Annotated in this window: 19 protein-coding genes; 3 read left to right on the forward strand and 16 right to left on the reverse strand. The window is 41.4% G+C overall.

Annotated elements, in window-relative coordinates; all coding sequences use genetic code 11:
• Positions 1–34: 34 nt before the first annotated feature.
• On the reverse strand, positions 35–796 hold the full coding sequence (locus tag BMW38_RS14555; RefSeq protein ID WP_092709336.1) for a ferredoxin--NADP reductase: 762 nt from the start codon (positions 794–796) through the stop codon (positions 35–37).
• Positions 797–882: 86 nt separating this feature from the next.
• On the opposite strand from BMW38_RS14555, the gene gigC reads away from it, so the two are divergent.
• Positions 883–1,767 carry a LysR family transcriptional regulator GigC gene (gigC, locus tag BMW38_RS14560; protein WP_092709339.1) on the forward strand — a complete coding sequence of 295 codons (885 nt, stop codon included), beginning with the start codon at positions 883–885 and terminating at the stop codon, positions 1,765–1,767.
• A 195-nt stretch (positions 1,768–1,962) separates the two neighbouring features.
• Here gigC and BMW38_RS14565 read toward each other — a convergent pair whose 3' ends face one another.
• The 15 genes from BMW38_RS14565 to ndhC all read right to left on the reverse strand — a co-directional run bounded on the left by BMW38_RS14565 (position 1,963) and on the right by ndhC (position 18,157).
• Complete coding sequence (locus tag BMW38_RS14565) at positions 1,963–2,256, reverse strand: cold shock domain-containing protein (protein WP_005042841.1); 294 nt, start codon at positions 2,254–2,256, stop codon at positions 1,963–1,965.
• Between the two features lie 117 nt (positions 2,257–2,373).
• Positions 2,374–3,009, reverse strand: a complete 636-nt coding sequence (upp, locus tag BMW38_RS14570) for a uracil phosphoribosyltransferase (RefSeq protein WP_003653460.1) — start codon at positions 3,007–3,009, stop codon at positions 2,374–2,376.
• 100 nt (positions 3,010–3,109) lie between these two features.
• Complete coding sequence (gene nuoN / locus BMW38_RS14575) at positions 3,110–4,606, reverse strand: NADH-quinone oxidoreductase subunit NuoN (protein ID WP_003653461.1); 1,497 nt, start codon at positions 4,604–4,606, stop codon at positions 3,110–3,112.
• Between the two features lie 2 nt (positions 4,607–4,608).
• A complete protein-coding gene (gene nuoM / locus BMW38_RS14580) occupies positions 4,609–6,207 on the reverse strand; it encodes an NADH-quinone oxidoreductase subunit M (protein ID WP_003653463.1) in 1,599 nt (532 codons plus the stop codon).
• A gap of 1 nt (position 6,208) precedes the next feature.
• Positions 6,209–8,098, reverse strand: coding sequence for an NADH-quinone oxidoreductase subunit L (gene nuoL / locus BMW38_RS14585; RefSeq protein WP_003653465.1), 1,890 nt, complete (start codon positions 8,096–8,098; stop codon positions 6,209–6,211).
• Entirely contained in the window at positions 8,095–8,403 is a 309-nt protein-coding gene (gene nuoK, locus BMW38_RS14590; protein WP_003653467.1) for an NADH-quinone oxidoreductase subunit NuoK, read from the reverse strand. The genes nuoL and nuoK overlap by 4 nt, the downstream gene beginning before the upstream one ends.
• A complete protein-coding gene (gene nuoJ, locus BMW38_RS14595; protein WP_014205902.1) occupies positions 8,403–8,921 on the reverse strand; it encodes an NADH-quinone oxidoreductase subunit J in 519 nt (172 codons plus the stop codon). Before nuoJ ends, nuoK begins: the two co-directional genes overlap by 1 nt.
• Positions 8,921–9,463, reverse strand: coding sequence for an NADH-quinone oxidoreductase subunit NuoI (gene nuoI / locus BMW38_RS14600; RefSeq protein WP_003653469.1), 543 nt, complete (start codon positions 9,461–9,463; stop codon positions 8,921–8,923). Before nuoI ends, nuoJ begins: the two co-directional genes overlap by 1 nt.
• Positions 9,464–9,481: 18 nt before the next feature.
• The gene (gene nuoH / locus BMW38_RS14605; RefSeq protein ID WP_003653472.1) at positions 9,482–10,498 is read right to left on the reverse strand and encodes an NADH-quinone oxidoreductase subunit NuoH; all 1,017 of its coding nucleotides are present in this window, start codon (positions 10,496–10,498) and stop codon (positions 9,482–9,484) included.
• 3 nt (positions 10,499–10,501) lie between these two features.
• A complete protein-coding gene (gene nuoG / locus BMW38_RS14610; RefSeq protein WP_092709342.1) occupies positions 10,502–13,186 on the reverse strand; it encodes an NADH-quinone oxidoreductase subunit NuoG in 2,685 nt (894 codons plus the stop codon).
• A gap of 12 nt (positions 13,187–13,198) precedes the next feature.
• Positions 13,199–14,530 (reverse strand): NADH-quinone oxidoreductase subunit NuoF, encoded by a 1,332-nt coding sequence (gene nuoF, locus BMW38_RS14615; protein ID WP_003653475.1) that lies wholly within the window; start codon positions 14,528–14,530, stop codon positions 13,199–13,201.
• Complete coding sequence (gene nuoE, locus BMW38_RS14620) at positions 14,527–15,036, reverse strand: NADH-quinone oxidoreductase subunit NuoE (RefSeq protein WP_003653477.1); 510 nt, start codon at positions 15,034–15,036, stop codon at positions 14,527–14,529. The genes nuoF and nuoE overlap by 4 nt, the downstream gene beginning before the upstream one ends.
• Before the next feature lie 13 nt (positions 15,037–15,049).
• Complete coding sequence (nuoC, locus tag BMW38_RS14625) at positions 15,050–16,837, reverse strand: NADH-quinone oxidoreductase subunit C/D (RefSeq protein ID WP_003653478.1); 1,788 nt, start codon at positions 16,835–16,837, stop codon at positions 15,050–15,052.
• A gap of 84 nt (positions 16,838–16,921) precedes the next feature.
• Positions 16,922–17,599 (reverse strand): NuoB/complex I 20 kDa subunit family protein, encoded by a 678-nt coding sequence (locus BMW38_RS14630; protein ID WP_002120034.1) that lies wholly within the window; start codon positions 17,597–17,599, stop codon positions 16,922–16,924.
• A gap of 6 nt (positions 17,600–17,605) precedes the next feature.
• Positions 17,606–18,157 carry an NADH-quinone oxidoreductase subunit A gene (ndhC, locus tag BMW38_RS14635; RefSeq protein WP_003653481.1) on the reverse strand — a complete coding sequence of 184 codons (552 nt, stop codon included), beginning with the start codon at positions 18,155–18,157 and terminating at the stop codon, positions 17,606–17,608.
• A 424-nt stretch (positions 18,158–18,581) separates the two neighbouring features.
• Between ndhC and BMW38_RS14640 the strand changes: the two genes are divergently transcribed.
• Together BMW38_RS14640 and BMW38_RS14645 are read left to right on the forward strand one after the other, a co-directional pair.
• On the forward strand, positions 18,582–20,000 hold the full coding sequence (locus BMW38_RS14640) for a GGDEF domain-containing protein (RefSeq protein WP_092709345.1): 1,419 nt from the start codon (positions 18,582–18,584) through the stop codon (positions 19,998–20,000).
• A 91-nt stretch (positions 20,001–20,091) separates the two neighbouring features.
• Entirely contained in the window at positions 20,092–20,445 is a 354-nt protein-coding gene (locus BMW38_RS14645) for a hypothetical protein (protein ID WP_009393940.1), read from the forward strand.
• Positions 20,446–20,466 lie beyond the last annotated feature (21 nt).

Consider the following 20,466-nt stretch of genomic DNA (forward strand, 5'->3'; position numbering starts at 1 on the left):
AAAATAATTTTAAAGTTCTTTTAATTGCCATTTATTACCAGTAATTTTCTACTGCAATATTTCCCTCACCTCGACGATTCATCGTCAAACCACGGCGTTTTAAAGCCTCTTTCGTGTCATCCACCATTTGTGGATTTCCACAAAGCATGACATGGCTTGTTGCGGGGCTCAATTCTATACCAGCACCTTTTTCTAATTCACCATTTTCAATCAAAACCGGCAAACGATCATGTAATTGTGCTGATGGATCACGAGTGATAATTGAAATAAATTTAAAACATACGTGCCCTTCTCCAAAAGTTTCAGCAATCTCTTGAATACGATCAACATAAGCTAACTCAGCTGCGGTACGTACACTGTAAACCAAATTAATCTTTTGATATTTCGACCATGTTTCAAAGTCTTGTAGCATCGATAAAAATGGAGCTAAGCCAGTACCTGTTGCCAATAACCATAAATCATGCGGTAAAGGCTGTTGATAGCGAGCTAAAGTAAGATAACCATATGGTATTTTTTCTAAATAAAGCTCATCTCCTACCTTCAAATGTTGAAGATTTGAGGTAAATGCGCCATCAGGTACCACAATCGAGAAAAATTCTAGCGTTTCATCAAATGGAGAAGACACCACCGAATAGGCACGAACAACAAGTTCTTCTCCAACTTTCAGTCCAAGACGTGCAAATTGCCCAGCCGTAAATTTAAAATGTGCAGGGCGAGTCATGGTGAAACTAAAAAGAGTTGGAGTCCAGCGGTGTACAGATAAAACTTTTTCTACGCTAAATTTTTCAATTGACATGATTTCAACGTGGCATGAAATAGTGCGCTCATGTTAGCATGACAGCCGAAATAATGAATACTTTTAAACGTTAAGGCTTTTTAAACATGCGCATGACATTACGCCAGTTGGCTGTTTTTGTAGCAGTCGCTCAAGAAGGAACTGTCACCAAAGCCAGTGATGCGGTCAGACTGACGCAAAGTGCAGCAAGTATGGCTTTAGCCGATTTAGAGGATGGTCTTGGTGCCCCTCTATTTGATCGTTTAGGTAAACGACTACAACTTAATGATCTTGGTCGCTTTTTATTGCCACAAGCGCTAGAAATATTAGGTCGCTGTGAGGCTTTTGAGCAAGCTGCAAAAGGTGAGTTGCAAAGCATTGATTTACGTATTGGGGCAACTCTAACGATCAGTGATTACCTCATGCCAGATTTAATGGCGAACTTTTTACAATCTCATCCTAAGGCGCACTTGCAATTACAGGTGGGCAATACACGCCAAATGATTGAAGCGGTTAATCAGTTTCAACTTGATTTGGCATTAATTGAAGGCTCGTGTCATCTGCCTCAACTTCAATGCATTCACTGGCGAGATGACGAGCTTGCTGTATGCTGCTCCCCTAATCACCCGCTAGCACGTTTAAATCGACCTTTAACAGCACATGATTTTTATCAAGTTGAATGGATTTTACGTGAAGAAGGTTCGGGAACTCGTGAAGTGTTTGATAATGCTATTTTGCAAGATCTACCAGACGCTAATATTCGCCTCACCCTAGGCCACAATGAAGCAATTTTGAAAATCGTTGCTGGTGGTTTAGGAATGTCTTGTATCTCTAAACTCGCTATTGAACCTTTAATTGAAAAAGGACAATTAGTTATTTTAGATACACCATTCTGGCAACTTACTCGCCCACTTTACATGTTGGTACACCGTCAAAAATACCAAGGTCCTGGCCTCAAAGCATTCTTACAATTCTGTGAAGAGCAGGTTTAAGACCTGATCTTCTAGTGCCATCTTGAGTTGTTCTCAGATAACTCACCATTCTTTTCATTTTATTATTTATTACTTAAAACAATTAAGGGAAGTTAACACCTCCCTTAATTTTGTATTACTTACTCGTTTCAAACGCGATCAAAAATCTTCTCTGCCAATCTCAGCCCAAGATAGCCTTGAAGATTGAGAACACTATTAACGTCGAAAATGTGATAACAACTCTGTTGTAATCGCTTTATTATGATCGGTAATTTGAGTTTTTTTGGTTTTAGACGGATTAGGATCGATACGTTCAATCTTTATAGCCTTAAATTTCCCCTGATTATCTACAGCGAGAAATTTCACTTTTTCATTTCTTTTCGGTTCCCCTTCTGATGCAGGAAAATCCGAAATATGAAAGAAAATATCTCCTTCAGCCGTTCCAATAAAACCAAATCCTTTGTCAGGATCATATTGTTTAACTTTTCCGGTATAAAACTCTTGCTTCATGATCTTTACCCTACTTTTTCAATACTGTTATTACAGCAGAAAATTAAAAAGAGACTTTCAATCCGCCCTCAAAACTTTACGGTTTGATTAAGTCTCTTTTTATCGTTATTTCAAAAATTAGTCTTTTTGGACACTACCAAAAATTTTATCGCCCGCATCACCTAAACCAGGAACAATATAACCCTGTTCATTTAAGCCATTATCAATAGATGCTGTATAAATCTGTACATCTGGATGAGCGGCTTCAACTTTAGCAACACCTTCTGGGGCAGCAACTAATACCATAACACGTATATCTTTACAGCCACTTGCCTTTAACACATCAATAGCAGCAACTAATGAATTACCTGTTGCCAACATTGGATCGATAATCATTGCAAGACGATTAGCGACATCTGGAACTAGTTTTTTATAATAAGTACGAACTTCCAATGTTTCTTCATTACGTTCAAGACCTAAAACACTAACCTTTGCACTTGGAATCAGATTAAGTACACCATCTAGCATACCAATTCCTGCACGTAAAATCGGTACAATCGTTATTTTTTTACCAGCAATACGCTGAGTAGTAACAGTTCCGGCCCATCCATTAATTTCACAATCCACAACTGGTAAATCTTTTGTTGCTTCATACGTCAATAACATAGTCACTTCCTGAGCAAGCTCACGGAAATTCTTAGTACTGATGTCAGAACGACGTAACAAACCTAATTTATGACGAATAAGTGGGTGACGAATTTCTTGAATGGCCACAGATGTTACCTAAAAATATAAAAACGTATTTATTATAATCTTTTTTTAATGCCCAATAAAAAAAAGCCTCCAGATTTGGAGGCTTTTTTGTACACTAGAATTATTGTTGTTGTGAAAGCATGAAATGTAATGGAGATAAAATTTCTGCTTTTAATGCCAAATTAATCATTGGATCTGGGTAAACACCCAAAATAATAACTAATGCAGCAGCAGCCAATACCATTAAACCACCTACTTTTTGACCCCAATGAGCATCTGCATCAATACGAGGAGTTTCTGGTGGTGTCATATACATTACAACCATCACACGTAAGTAATAGTACAAACCAATACCACTACCCACAATAATCATTGCAGCCAAGAACCAGTGTTGAGTTGTTACAGCAGCCATTACAACCAAGAACTTACCAATGAAGCCCGCTGTTAATGGAATACCAGCCAAAGATAGCATCATGACTGTTAAAGTTGCTGTAAGTACTGGACGACGCCAGAACAAACCACGGTAGTCTGCAAGGCTTTGTGCTTCATCTACGTTGTTATATGGGCTAGACATTAACGCTACCGCACCAAAAGCACCGATAGTTGTTAATACATAAGACACCACATATACAGTTACGCTACCCAAGCTCGCATAAGTCATGCTAATTAAAGCAATTAACAAATAACCAAAATGAGCAATAGATGAATAACCAAGAATACGTTTTAAGTTAACTTGACGAACAGCGAGTAAGTTACCCACTAAAATCGACAATACTGCAATGATTGTCAAAATAGTGACTAACGAGTCCACCATAATTGCGCCTGAAGCAAGCATATAGCGCACGAACAAACCAATTGTTGCAACTTTAGCAGCGGTCGCCAAGAAGGTTGCCATTGGCGCTGGTGCACCTGCATATACATCTGGTGTCCATTTATGGAATGGCGCAAGCGATAATTTAAATGCAACAGCAAAGATAATGAGTGCTAAACCTAATAACACCATTGGCTGTTTGATTGCACCAAATAACGCCTGTACAGAATCATAGAATGAAAGCGAACCAGTATATGCATAGATGTATGCCATACCCATCAACAGCATTGCAGAAGCTGTCGCTGAAAGTACAAGATATTTAATACCAGCTTCAAGTGAACTACTACGTTGATAGGTATAAGCAAGTAAGCCATATACAGGAATCGACATTAACTCAAGGCTAATGAAGAACGATGCATAGTGAGAACTTGCAACCATCAACATTGCACCTGCTACTGAAGCAAGTAACAAAAGATATAGTTCTTCGCGGTTATCTTTATAAGTTTCGATGTAAGCATGAGACAAAGTACAACAAGCCAATGCCGCAATCAAAATCATAAATTGATAGAACATGGTAAATGGATCAACCATAAACATGCCCATCACATTTGCCGGTACAAACTTACCGCCAAATACTGCAAATAAAATATAAAGTGCAGCGAGGTTTAGACCAACAACAGAAGTTGTTGCGATTAAATTATGATTACGCTTAATAGAAATTAATAGCATGACGACGATTGTTGTCAAAGCAACAATCATCACCGGAGCTAAAGGCATAAGCGTAGAGAGTGATACTGTGAAGTTCATGATTATTGGATCTCCACATGGTCAAGTTGAGTAGCTGTTTGCTGAACAGTTTCAACGACTTCTTGAACTGGCATATAACTATTGACCAACCACTGCATGCTTGAATGAGACATATCCAAGAATGTTTGTGGGTAGATACCAAGCCAAACGAGACCAATCGCACAAATCATCAAAATACCAACTTCACGAGCAGATAAGTCTTTTAGTGGACTAGTGTAGTGTTGCTTTTGTTCAGGATTTGGTTCACCAAATAAAGCACGGTGAATCAAGATCAAGCCATATAAGCCTGCAAATACAAGGCTGATAGAAGCAAGAATCGTGAAGACAGGATATTTATTAAATGAACCCATCAAAATCAGGAATTCACCAATAAAGTTACCCAAACCTGGCACACCTACAAGAGCAGCTACGAAGAACATCAAGAAAAATGGCAAGTACTGAAGCTGGCCACGAAGACCACCCATTAAACGTAAATCACGTGTATGTAAACGTTCGTAGATCTGACCAGACATAATGAACAATGCAGCTGATGACAAACCATGTGCCAACATCATGATCATTAGACCTTGGAAGGTCAAAATGTTACCTGCGTAAATTGCAAGTAAAATAAAGCCCATGTGTGAAATCGACGTATACGCAAGTAAACGTTTCATGTCAGTTTGCTGGTAAGCACACCATGCGCCGTAGAAAATACCAATCAAACCGAAAATAATCGCAATATCTGCAAACTGAGCAGAAGCTGTCGGGAAGAATGGAATTACAAAACGAAGCAAGCCATAGGCAGCTGTTTTAATCAAGATACCCGCTAAGTCCACAGAACCTGCTGTAGGAGCTTGAGCATGCGCATCTGGCAACCAGCCATGTAATGGAAATACTGGTAACTTCACGGCAAAACCGATGAAGAAACAGATCATGAAACCATAAGCTAGGTTCGCAGGTAAGTGATTGGCTACAGCTAATAAATAGTTGTAATCGAAACCGATCATGCCTGTCATCATGTAGCCATAAACTACAAGACCAAGGATACCGATTAACATCACTAAACCAGCGATCTGCGTGTAAAGGAAGAACTTGGTAGCTGCGTAAACACGTGAACGACCGTTTGAACCTTTATGACCCCATAATGCAATCAAGAAGTAGATGGGTACAAGCATCATCTCCCAGAAGAAGAAGAACAAGAACAGGTCAATCGCTAAGAATACACCGATAACGCCACCTAAGCTCCATAAGAGGTTTAAGTGGAAGAAACCAACGTTCTTTTGAATCTCGCCCCATGAACAACCAACAGCAAGTACACCAAGTAACGCTGTTAATAACACCATGAGTAAAGATAAGCCATCCACAGCAAGGTGAATGCCGATACCGAGTGATTGAATCCACGGTAAATAGAACTCAGCAGTCCAAGTTGGGATTTTTGAACCCAACTCATAGCTATAAGTTCCACTTTGCCAAAGTGCAAGACCTAAGCCCAAAGTAATGAGCATACCAATTAAGGCAATCCAGCGTGGCAAAGTTTTGTCGAGCTTATCGACTAACCAACAAATAAAACCAGCAATGAACGGAACAAGAATCAGCGCGGGTAAAATTAAATTGTTTTCCATTTTATTTCCCCACTACCTGAATAACGATCAAGATCATCAATAACACCACTACACCGAGTGACATACTTGATGCGTATTCACGCAATGAACCGGTTTGACGTGAGCTTGTAAAACTATTTCCGCCTTTCACAAGTGCAGGAAGAACTAGCCACAAACTGTCAATCGGATCACGGCCAAAGATTTTGGCGAAGAATAAATAAGGTTTAACAAAAACGATGTCATACAATGCATCAAAACCAAAAGCGGTACGGCAAATATGTGCCAGACCTGCACCCAAACTTGTTTGAGCAAATGATTTCACTGCACCATAAGCAAATGTAAATAATGCTATACCAACAACTAGACCAACTAGCGCAATCCCTACTGCTAAATGCTCTGCCCCATGCATGCCTTCTACAAATTGTTCAGCTACATGGAATTCAGGAATTTTTGCAGTATTAAGAATACCAGCTACAGGTGCTTTTAATACGGCACCAACAAAAGTAGACAGTACAGCTAAAATGCCCAATGGAGCCCAGTACGTTGCACCTTTAATTTCATGGTAAGGCGTGTTTTCTTGACCAAAGAATACAACCCAGATTAAACGGAATGTATAAATTGAAGTCAGGAATGCACCTGCTACACCCACCCAATATAAGGTGTGATATAGAGCAACTGATTGACCTTGTACCCAAACTTCACCAAGAATCGCATCTTTAGAGAAGAAGCCAATGGTCAAGAATGGAATAGCTGCTAATGCACCGCCACCAATCGCGAAACAAGCAAACAGGAATTTGTTACGTTTGAACAAACCACCCATTTTGAAGATATTTTGCTCGTGGTGGTAAGCAAGAATCACCGCACCAGAAGACAAGAATAATAAAGCTTTGAAGAATGCGTGAGCCAACATGTGGAACAAGCCAGCTTGATAAGCTTCAGCACCTACAGCCATAAACATATAACCCAACTGACTCATTGTTGAGTAAGCCAAGATACGTTTGATGTCTGTTTGAACGAGTGCAGCAAAACCTGCAACTAACAAAGTCACAGCACCAGTTACCGAAATGAATTGCATCACTTCAGGCGCAAGTTCAAATACGCTGAATAGACGGCAGCATAAATACACGCCCGCCGTTACCATTGTTGCAGCGTGGATTAATGCAGAAACAGGTGTTGGACCTGCCATTGCATCTGCCAACCATGTTTGCAATGGAATTTGCGCAGATTTACCAGCAGCACCCAAGAACAACATTAATGCAGTCCAGATGGTAAGTGACGAACTCTTCGTCATTACTTCTGCTGCGTGTTCAACGATGTACTGAGTATTCAATGTACCAAATTGTTGGTAAAGCAAGAATAAAGCAATAAGCAAGAATACGTCACCTACACGGGTAACTGTAAATGCTTTGATCGCAGCCCAACCATTTGCAGGGTTTGCATAATAGAAACCGATAAGCAAATAAGAGCAAAGACCTACGCCTTCCCAACCTAAGAATAACAACGCTAAGTTGTCGCCCAATACAAGCACAAGCATGCTGGCAACAAATAGGTTGAAATAAGAGAAGAAGCGCGCATATCCCTCTTCACCACGCATGTACCATGATGCAAAGATGTGGATTAAGAAACCAACACCTGTAACCATGCCCATCATAAGTAAAGATAAGCCATCTAAATGTAAGCTAATGCCCGGTGCAAAACCGCCAACATTGAACCATGTCCACAGATTTTGAACAAAAACTTGCTGACCACTTGTGGTAAATGCCATTCCAGCAATCAATGCAAATAATGCAGATAAACCTACAGAACCCACACCAATAATTGCTGCAACATTCTCAGAGAGTTTATCTCGTCCTGCCGCCAATAAAATAAAACCGATTAGCGGAAATAATACTGTTAGATATAAATAACTCATCCGCGCATCTCACTAGCAGCATCCACATCCAAATGATGGAAGCGATGATAGAACTGAAGGACAATCGCAAGACCAATACATGCCTCTGCTGCTGCAAGGGTCAAAATCAGAATGAACATAACTTGTCCATCTGGTTGTGCCCATACGCTACCCGCAAGAACAAATGCCAATGCAGCAGCATTCATCATGACCTCAAGGCTCATTAACATAAATAATAGGTTGCGTCGCACCATTACACCGTAAAAACCGAGTGCAAAAAGGATGGTTGCAACAATCAAACCATGTTCTAAAGGAATCTGGCCCATTATTCTTTTTCCTCTTCTGCACCTGGTTCACGTTTACCTAAGTGGTATGCTGCAACAAGGGCTGCTAGCAATAACATCGCGGCAACTTCAACCAATAGTAAATAGTGAGTAAAGAGTGCTTGACCAACTACTTTTGGTCCAATCACTTGTGCCCCAAGTGGTGCTGAAATTGTGGTGTATTCACCACCAAGCATCCAAACCAAAAGCAAGCCGAGTAAGAAACTCATGAGTGCTGGATATGCCCAAGCATCTGAAGAAAGCCATTTACGTTCTTGTTCAACCGTGTGTTGACCTAAATTCAACATCATCACCACGAAGACAAACAGAACCATAATTGCTCCGGCATAAACAATGATTTCAAGAGCACCTGCAAAAGGCGCCCCCACGATCATGAAAATACCAGCAACAGCAAGCAATGAAACAATTAGACTAAGTAAAGCGTGTACAGGGTTCGTGTTAGTCACTACACGAACCGTAGAAACGATGGCCACGAGTGCCATCAAATAAAACGGCCACATCATGGTAATAGACTCCGTACATCGATTGGTGCACTTTCTTTCTGCGCCTGACCTTTCTCTTTACCGTTAATTGCCATACCAGCTACACGGTAGAAGTTGTAGTCTGGGTATTTACCCGGACCTGAAATGAGTAAGTTTTCTTTCTCATAAACCAAGTCTTGACGTACATATTCACCAAGTTCGAAATCTGGTGTCATCTGAATCGCAGTTGTTGGACAAGCTTCTTCACACATACCGCAGAAAATACAGCGTGAAAAGTTGATACGGAAAAATTCCGGATACCAACGTCCATCTTCTGTTTCTGCTTTTTGTAATGAGATACAGCCAACCGGACACGCAACCGCACATAGGTTACATGCCACACAACGCTCTTCCCCATCTGGGTCACGCGTCAACACAATACGACCACGAAAGCGTGGCGGCACAATCTGTTCAGCCGGTACTTCTGGATATAAAATCGTGTCACGTTTACGCGTTACATGGCTAAATACCATAAATAACGAACGTACAATCGATCCGAATCCAGCTAGAAATTTATACATTTTGTACTCCCTGCTGTCCTAGGCCTGATTCATCAGAATCACAGCACCAGTCACTAACAAGTTGACCAACGCCAATGGCAAACAAATTTTCCAACCAAAGTTCATGACTTGGTCATAACGTGGGCGCATTAAAGAACCACGAGCCAAAACAAACATCATTACAAAGAATGCTGTTTTAATCACAAACCAGAATACTGGCGGAACAAATGGAATTTCTAAATTGAATGGCGCTAACCAGCCACCGAAGAATAAAGTTACGATCAATGCAGAAATAAGTACCACGTTGACATATTCAGCAACGAAGAACATACCCCATTTCATACCACCATATTCAACATGGTAACCTTCAGCCAATTCTTGTTCTGCTTCTGGTTGGTCAAATGGATGACGGTGAGTTACCGCAACACCAGCAACCACAAAAATCAAGAAACCTAAGAATTGTGGAATGACGAACCAAACATCGCGTTGTGCTTCAACAATTTCACGAAGGTTAAATGAGCCTGCAATTGCAACCACACCCATCAATGAGATACCCAAGAACACTTCATAAGAAATGGTTTGAGCAGCTGAACGTAAACCACCAAGCAATGAGTATTTGTTATTTGAAGCCCAGCCACCAAACAATACTGCATAGACTGCAATACCAGCCATTGCCATGAAGAACAACAAACCGATACTCATGTCGGCAACACCCAGTGAAGGACTCACCGGGATAACCATGAATGAAAGAACCGCTGTTGCCATTGCAACAGCTGGTGCTAAACGGAATGTAAGCTTGTCAGCAAATTTTGGTGTCCAGTCTTCTTTGAACATGATCTTGAGCATGTCGGCAACGATCTGGAACATACCACCAGGACCAACACGGTTTGGACCATAACGGTCTTGCCACAAAGCAAGCAAACGACGTTCAATAAAAGACATCAACGCTGCAACTAAAACAACCACAAGCAAAATCACAACTGCTTGAACTACAGCGTAGGCAATTGGCCAGTTCTCAGCCCAAAGTGGCGTTTGACGTATAATTTCTTGATTCATGAATTACACTCCTAAAGCCACTGAAACAGGCTCAGCTAGTGACACCATTGGTGCTAAACCAACTGGGTAACCAATATAACCTGTAGGTAAATATTCAATTACTTGTACAGGCAAGCTCACACTGGTTTCGCCTGCTTTTACTGTAATACGTTGACCTTCTTGAAGGTTCAAACGAGTTGCATCTTGTTCGCCCACTGCAAACATAGCTTCTGGAATACGAGTTTCCATTGCAGGTGTTTTAGTTGTGAATTCACCAGAACCAAAAATATGATGCATTGGCACTAAGCGGAAACTTTCAGGGTTTGCAACTACCGCTACTGGAGCAACATAGCTACGTGCAGGGCGTTTTGCCAAGCGATCGAATAAACGCACCCCAGAATCACCACCTTTTAAGTGACCACCCACTTCATCTTGGTATTTGTTCCAAGATTGTGGAGAGTTCCAGCCCGGAGCCCATGCAAATGGTACTAATGATGATGCTTTTTGCGGCCCAACATAACCTTCCATTGAGAATGTTAATGCTGAATCTAGATCTGTAGGCTGTTTAGGTTCATGAACCGATAACGGCGCACGCATTGCTGTACGACCTGAATAACGACGTGGTTCACGTGCAATTTTCAAACCATGTACACGGTAACCTGCATCAGGCGCCACATCTTGAATAGCTTCAAGTACTGGTACATTTTTTACGATGCTTTCAATCACATCATCAAGCAATGTCCAGTCTACAGCTTTACCTTTAATGCCAGTTTCAATGGCATGTAACCAACGCCATGATTCTTTAATTGCATATTCAGGCTTATAGTAACTTGGATCGTAAACTTGATAGAAACGCTGTGCACGACCTTCTTGGCTTACAACAGTACCGTCACCTTCGGCAAAGCTTGCTGCTGAAAGTACAATATCAGCCTGTTTCACAGTTTCAGTTTCACTGTGATCAAGCACAATTACTGTTTCAGCTTTATCAAGTGCAGCCTGCACTTGTACAGCAGGTAAGCGACGGAACAAGTCATTTTCAACAATAACAAGTGTGTCGTAGTCTTGAGCAAATGCTTGTTCGAGGCTTAAGCCACCAAACAATGCCAAGCCCATCGAGTTCACTTCAGGAACCACAAGACTTAAACCAGCTTTAGAACCCAAGTTTTGAGTCAACTCAGCCGCAGCTTCCATAATAGAAGCATCTTGCAAGCTAGTACCCGCAATGATTAATGGCTTGCTTGCTGCTTTTAACGTATCAGCAATGGTTTGAGCAAATGCTTTTGCATCGTCATCTAAACCATTCACTGTTTCGCCTTTCACTGCCGCAGCTACTGCAAAACCTAAACGAGCAATGTCATTTGGAGAAGCAACAACTTCACCAGTTGCAACATCGGCAAGACGAGTTTGAGTTGCAGCCAAGATATAGATCGGAGATTTTGCTTCTTGACCAATACGTTGTACAGGTTCAGCCAACCAGTCTGGGGTACGTGTTTTTGCAGCCATTTCACGAGCTTTGTTTTTCGCAGCTTGACGAACTGACAAGGCCATACGTGGTGCAGTTTGAGTCAGGTCTTCACCTAAAATCAAGACAGCATCATAGCTTTCGATTTCACGCATGTTCGGGTTGTAAATACCCTCGGTTTGCATGATAGATGCAGCAAGTTCAACAAGTTTTTGCTCTTTTTGTGCAACACCAGTTGAGTAATTTGCCTGACCTACAAGCTCACGTAATGCATAGTTCGATTCCAAGCTTGCACGCGGAGAACCGATACCCAAAACTTTTTTACCTTGAAGCTTCGCAATCGTTTGATCTAAAGCTTGATCGACAGAGACAGTTGCAACAGTTTCACTGTTACGGAACTGAGGCTGACGTGGACGGTCTGCACGGTTTACATAACCTGTGCCAAAACGACCTTTGTCACAAAGGAAGTACTGGTTAACCGAACCATTGAAACGATTTTCTACGCGACGGATTTCACCATAACGTTCACCCGGAGAAATGTTACAGCCAGAAGAACAGCCTTGACATACGCTTGGTGCATACTGCATGTCCCATTTACGGTTATAACGCTCTGAATGTGTCTTATCAGTGAATACACCAGTTGGACATACTTCAGTCAAGTTACCTGAGAATTCAGACTCTAAAGTACCCGATTCAGGACGACCGAAATACACACGAGATGCATTAGCATACACACCAAAGTCCGTACCGCCCGCATAGTCGTTGTAGTAACGAACACAACGGTAACAAGCAATACAGCGGTTCATTTCATGTGCAATGAATGAACCAAGTTCTTGGTTGTAATGCGTACGTTTTGTAAAACGGTAGCGACGACGGTCATGACCAGTCATCACAGTCATATCTTGTAAATGACAGTGACCACCCTCTTCACAGACTGGACAGTCGTGCGGGTGATTCGTCATCAAAAATTCAACAATAGATGCACGGAAATCTGTTGCTTCTTTGTCTTCAATCGAGATATAGGTATTGTCAGATGCTGGTGTCATGCATGACATGACTAAACGACCACGCGTATCTTCTGGATTCGCATATTGCGTAACAGCACATTGACGGCAAGAACCAACCGAACCTAAGGATGGATGCCAACAAAAATATGGGATGTCGATGCCCAGACTCAAACATGCTTGTAGCAAGTTTTCCGAGCCGTTGACTTCATACGATTTTCCATCGACATGAATTGTAGCCATAAGTCGAATTCCTTAAGCTTGTTCTACGTTGCTGGTTTGCACGACAGGACGAGTCGTCACTTTCGCTTCAAACTCACCACGGAAATGTTTGAGTGCGCCCATAAGCGGCTCCATCGCACCTGGTGCGTGGGCACAGAAAGTTTTACCAATCCATAATTTACGAGTCAATTCTTGTAAATGATCGATATCTTCTTTCTTACCTTCGCCTACTTCAAGTGCTTTAAGCGCTTTAACAGCCCATGGCAAACCATCACGACATGGTGTACAGAAACCACATGATTCGCGCGCAAAGAACTCTTCTAAGTTACGAGTGAGCGATACCATACATTGAGTTTCGTCAACCACCATCAATAAACATGTTCCCAAACGAGAACCTGCTTTCATAATCGTGTCTGCATCCATTGGTAAATCAATGGTATCAGCCGGTAAAAAGTCAGTTGAAGCACCACCCGGTAACCATGCTTTAAGCTTTAAGCCCTCACGCATACCACCAGCATGATCTTCAATCACTTCACGTGCAGTTGTACCAAATGGCAACTCCCAAAGACCTGGGAATTTTACTTTACCTGATGCACCATAAATTTTAGTGCCAGGGTCTTTTGATTTACCTGCTGATAAACCGATATACCACTCTGGACCACGAAGCATAATTGCTGGCAAGTTGTTATAAGTTTCAACGTTGTTCACAATTGTTGGACGGCCCCATGCCCCTGCAACTTGCGGGAACGGTGGCTTAGTACGTGGGTTTGCACGACGGCCTTCAAGCGAGTTAATCAATGCAGTTTCTTCACCACAGATATAACGCCCTGCACCCGTATGCACATGCAAGTCAAAATTCCAGCCAGAACCTAAAATGTTTTCGCCTAAATAACCTTTAGCACGAATCTGTTCTAATGCTTCATTTAAGTATTGAGCTGCCTCAATATATTCACCACGGATAAAAATATAGCCTTGAGTTGCCTCTAAGGTATAACCCGCAATCAACATACCTTCGATCAATTGATGTGGAAGTTTTTCCATCAACAAACGGTCTTTAAAAGTACCCGGCTCCATTTCGTCGGCATTACAGATCAAATAACGTGGACCACCATCATTTGGTGCCATTAATGACCATTTAATACCCGCTGGGAAACCCGCACCACCACGACCTTTTACAGTTGCAGCTTTAATGACATCTAACACTTCAGCAGGTTTCATGCCTAATGCTTTTTTAAAGCCAGCATAACCTTCAAGTGCTTCGTAATCATCAGCACCACGAACTTCTTCACGTTTACTTAAACGCCAAGTGAGCGGATGAGTTTCTGGATTACCGTCGCCATAAATTGGTTTTGGTTCAGTATTCATACATACTTCTCCAATAACTGTTTAATTGATGTCACTTCGACTAAACCGTGAGTATCTTCATCAATCATTAAAGTTGGGCCTTTGTCACAGTTGCCTAAGCAGCAAATTGGAAGCAGTGTAAAACGACCATCTGGTGTCGTTTGGCCATACTGAATTCCTAATTCGCGCTGGAATGCTTCAGCAAGTGTTTCTGCACCCATTAAGAAGCAAGCAATTGAGTCACAAAGCAAAATCACGTGACGACCTACCGGGTGGCGATAGATACGGTTGTAAAATGTTGCAACACCTTCCAAATCAGCAACACTCATCGACAATAACTGTGCGATGGCATTCATTTGAGCGTCATCTACCCAACCATTACGGCGTTGTACACACTTCAATGCATCCAAAGAGGCTGCACGAGGGTATGGATAGTGACCAATGTGATGTTCGATGTCGTGAATTTCTTCCGCAGTCAAAATCCCTTCAACATTCACACGTGGCTTTTTATCAGTCAAAATCATCATTATGTGTTACCTCTTAGCGATCCACGTCAGCCATAACCACGTCAATGGTCGCCAGATAAATGATTAAGTCAGATACCAAACTGCCGTTAATCACTGCAGGCATTTGCTGTAAGTGAGTAAACGTCGGTGTACGAATACGAGTACGATAACTCATCGTCGATTTATCTGAAGTCAAGTAATACGTACTTGCACCTTTAACCACTTCAGTCATAAATGATGACTCGCCCGCTGGCATGACAGGACCCCATGAAACGCTCAAGAAGTGCGTAATCAAGGTTTCAATATCTTGTAATGTCTTATCTTTCGGTGGTGGAACAGCCAATGGATGATCCGCTTTATATGGACCAGAAGGCATGTTATCCAAACACTGTTGAATAATTTTTAACGACTCAGTAATTTCACGGAAGTGAACGAGTACACGTGCATATGCATCGCCTTCATACTCAACTGGCACATCAAAATCGAAGTTTTCATAGCCACTATATGGACGATATTTACGAACGTCAAAATCGATACCTGTCGCACGTAAACCAGTACCTGTCACACCCCATGCGAGTGCAGACTTGGCATCGTATTGTGCAACGTTACGCGTACGACCAATAAACACAGAGTTTTTCAATGCTGCTGTGTAGTATTCGTTTAAGCGCTTAGGCATCCACTCTAGCAAGTCTTTAACAAGTTTTTGCCAGTTATTTGGAAGATCGTGCGCTGTACCACCAATACGGAACCATGCTGGATGCATACGGTAACCCGTGATTGCTTCAACAATGTCGTAAACTTTTTGACGGTCTGCGAACATATAGAATACTGGTGTCATACCACCGGCATCCTGAATTGCCGTACCACAGAATAACAAGTGGTTATTAATACGGAACAATTCGTTCAACATGACACGAATGACTTGAGCACGTTCAGGAACTTTGATTCCTGCCATTTGCTCTACAGCCATCACATACGGCATGTTCTGAGCACAACCACCTAAGTAGTCGACACGGTCTGTATAAGGAATGAAAGAATGCCATGTTTGACGTTCAGCCATCTTTTCCACACCACGGTGGTGATAACCGATATCAGGAACACAGTCCTTCACTTCTTCGCCATCTAACTGCAATACAACACGGAACGCACCATGTGCAGATGGATGGTTAGGACCCAAGTTCAAGAACATGAAGTCTTCGTCAGCGTTACCACGCTTAAGACCCCAATCTTCTGGCACAAAGCGTAAGTGCTCTTGTTCAAAGTCTTGTTTCGCTTTGTCTTGCATGTACGGCGTATATTCTGTCGCACGTGCTGAATATTCTTTACGTAACGGGTGACCTTCCCAATACGTTGGCAACAAGATACGACGGAGCATTGGATGCCCTTCGAAATTGATACCGAACATATCGTAAGCTTCACGTTCATACCAGTTGGCATTTGGCCAGATATTGGTCGCTGTCGGAAGGTTAAGATCATTTTCGTTCAAGGCAACCTTGATACGAATGTCACTATTACGCTCAAGCGATAATAAATGATAGAACACAGTGAAGTCAGATGCTGGTAAACCATCACGATGAACACGTAAACGTTCATCCATCGCCGATAAGTCAAACAACATTACATACGGACGTTCCACTTTACGTAGGAACATAAGGACTTCTTGCACGCGTGCGCGCTCAACCCAGACTGTTGGAAACTCTTCAAAAGTCGCCTGCACGTAAAAGTTCTCACCAAATTTGGTTTTGAGTTCTTCTACGATTGCAAATGCTGGGCGTGAATCAACTGGTGTTGACTCTGGCATAGCAATGTCAGTTTCAGCCATTGGCTTGGCTTCCTATTTAATACAAATTCTGTCAATTTTCTCGATGAACATATCGGTTAGATATGTCAAAGCACCGTCAAAAAATTATTTAATCTCATCCATAGAGCGTAAGTTTTTAACGGCAATACGCTCTGCATTCTTACGGTCACGTTCTGGCATCATCTTTGGCTTATACACTGGCTGAAGATCATCACCGATCACGGCAGAAAGCGGGCGTCGCTCTAATTGAATCTGGTCTTGTAAAAGCATTAAAGCTTGAATTAATGCTTCAGGACGAGGTGGACAACCTGGGACGTACACGTCAACAGGAATAATTTTGTCTACACCTTGTACTACTGAATAGATGTCGTACATACCTCCAGAGTTTGCACAAGCACCCATCGAGATGACCCATTTAGGCTCTAACATCTGTTCATATAGACGCTGAATAACTGGTGCCATTTTTACAAAACAGGTCCCTGCAACAATCATCAAGTCAGCCTGACGAGGTGAAGCACGGATAACCTCTGCGCCGAAACGTGACAAGTCATGCACACCTGTTAAGGTTGTTGCATATTCTACGTAACAACATGAGGTACCAAAGTTAAATGGCCATAAGGAGTTTTTACGCCCCCAGTTTACTGCTGTATGCAAGACATCCTCTAAACGAGTCATGAATACGTTTTTATTCACTTCCTCTTCTAGTGGATCTGTCACGATTTGACGTTCTTGCAATGGGTATTGATCAGCATCCGGATTCGCGCGGGTCAGAGTATATTTCATCCCGACTTACTCCTTTTCAGATGACAATGCAGGTGTAGTTTTTGACTTAACACGACCTGATGATTGAGCTGGAATCTGGCCTGTAGGGTCAGTTACGAGCTCTTCAATAGAGTTAAAGCGTGTAATTTCAGCAATGTTCATTGTTGGTGAACCGATTTTAATCGCCTCACCTGCTGATTTACGGCGATCTGCTGGTGACCAACTTAAAGCACCTACAGAGAAGGCATAAACAAGCGCAATCAATAAATCAACGACAAAGATTACTACAGTGGTATATCCCAACCACCCTACTTCACGCACAGAAGTAGACCATGCATAGAGGTAAAGTGCCTCTAAGTCGAAGACAACAAAGAAAATTGCAACTAAATAGAACTTTGCAGACAGGCGAATGCGAGCGCCACCAGCACTCACGACACCCGATTCAAACTGCTCTTGCTTAGCACGCCCCCACGATTTCCCCCCGAGGAGTAAGGGAACTGTGAGCATAAAGACGCAAAGAAATGTAACGCCGATCACGAAGGCGATAATCGCCCAGTCGTATGGAGTAATGGCACTCATGCGGGGATAACTCCTGGCAGGCCTATTATTTAACAAAGAATGTATGTATTGGCCTTCAAATACACCAAACACAAAATTAATCCCGCCAATTGTACCTGATTTCTAATTTCGCATGCTAGTTGAAGCGTCTTAGTCTTTCGGATGATTTTCTAAACAAAACTATTCTTCTATGGGTTGTAAGGGGGGTTTCACCACGCATAATCGGTTTATTTAATAGTTTTTTTGTTTATGATGATTTTTTTCATTTTTTAATTTTAGAATAATTACACAGTTCATCGACCATTAAGTTTTTATAACTTACTTTTTTATAATATTAGTTTGTTTTTTATTGTATTCAACTTCCCCTCTGAATTATGATGAATGTTTAGTCATACATAATATTTTATTACTCTTGGATAAGAGTGTTTATCATTAAGGGCAGCTGATGCCAGACTCACTTCGTGAATTTTCATTTCCCTCTTCTTTAAAATTTTTTCTCCTGTTTGGCTTCATTATTACGGTATGTTGTTTTATTGGCATCGCATCTCGTCCTTTAAGTTTTCTGGCGTTCTTCTGGCCAGCCAATTCTGTTTTGCTCGGTCTACTCATTCGCTTTCCGAGCACACGTCGACCCAGCACGTTTTTAGGTGCCTACATAGGTTATGTTATTGCTGACCTATTTCAGGGTACTCCATTTGCTCTCACACTCGTTTTAACAACTTCAAATTTTATTTATGTTGTTACTACCCTCGCCCTCTATATGTTTTTTAATCAGCATATTAAAGCGGCCTATCGAGGCTATTCTTACCTCTTTTTATTTGGTTTATGCGGTATAGGCAGCGTAGCAGGTGCATTGTTTGCAGCAACTTTTGTGCCTATGTTTAATACCAAATTTATGCTTGGTAATTTGTGGGATGAATTCGGTTACTGGTTCACTTCAGAACTACAAAATGCCCTACTTCTTTTGCCGATCATATTAAACCTACCTCAATATAGTCAGGTAAAGCATTATTTTTCGAGAAATCGTGGTTTAGAAGCAATTGACCTTTTACCTTTCTTGGCTGTCATTATTTCTATTGGCGCTAGCTATTATGACTCTGGTCCTGGTTCATTACTTTACCCGATTGCCGCACTCATCTGGTGCGCTATTCGCTACAAACCTATTATTGTTGCACTCATTACGACCTTTACCAGTGCCTATATTATCTATCATGTCTCTGGACATTATCTTTTACTCTATCCGAACGAATATTTAAGCAATACCATTTCCATTCGTATTGGATTAATCATGATGACGATTGCACCTCTTACCGTCTCTAGCATTAGTGTTTTACATTCAGAGTTAATTCAAAAGCTTCAACATGCCATTGCGCATGACGAGCTAACCTCTAGCCTCACCCGACGCCAGTTTTTGCAGTCGGTCAGACTACTTCAAGAAAAGGTATACAAGGAAAATAAAACCTCAGCATTTTTCATGCTTGATGTAGACCATTTCAAACACGTTAATGACAACTACGGCCATCAAATAGGCGACCGCGCCCTACAGACTTGTGTCACCACTATTCAAAATATTTTGCATCCTCATGACTTATTGGGCCGCTTTGGCGGTGAAGAATTTGCAATTTTTATTGCAGATACCACCAAGGAGAGTGCTTTTGATCTTGCAGAGCAAATACGCATTAAAATTAGTCAGCAACCGATTTATATTTATGGGAAATTACCAATTTTCATTCAAGTGAGTATTGGCATAAGTTTATATTCCCCATCTTCTCATAGAGCGATTGAAAATTTATTTAAAGAAGCAGATGACGCTTTATATCAAGCAAAACGCCAAGGGCGTAATCGGGTCTTTATATCTTTATAGGTTTTCATTTAATCATCTAGTGTAATGAATTTTATACAATATCCTATATTTTGCCATGTATGCTAATAACAGATAATAAGGAGAAAAATGCATGACTCTAGAATATACGCATAAACCAAACTACTACTTGTTTGCACAGTTACTTGTGCGACATATAGAAAGCTATATTCACAAACATCCAGATGCTAACAATGCAATTTTTGACTTGCGAGATGTCTATGAAATATTTAGGCAGGATTTTGCGTCAACCACAACAAACCTAGAAGGTATTTTGCATATTGCGGATGAATATAAAATAGAAACGCTTAATGGAGATCAACCTCTTATTCAAAAATACCAGATCGATGCAAAAAATAATTCGTTGCTGATCGACTTTAATTCCGATGCGTTGACCAGCTTAAGAAGCGGAAAACCTATTTTGGAACCAGATGCAACTCGATTATAAGTAATGCAATAAAAAAGCACC

Origin of the sequence: Acinetobacter sp. yr461 (assembly GCF_900110445.1) — a bacterium.
In the GTDB taxonomy this organism is placed as follows: domain Bacteria; phylum Pseudomonadota; class Gammaproteobacteria; order Pseudomonadales; family Moraxellaceae; genus Acinetobacter; species Acinetobacter calcoaceticus.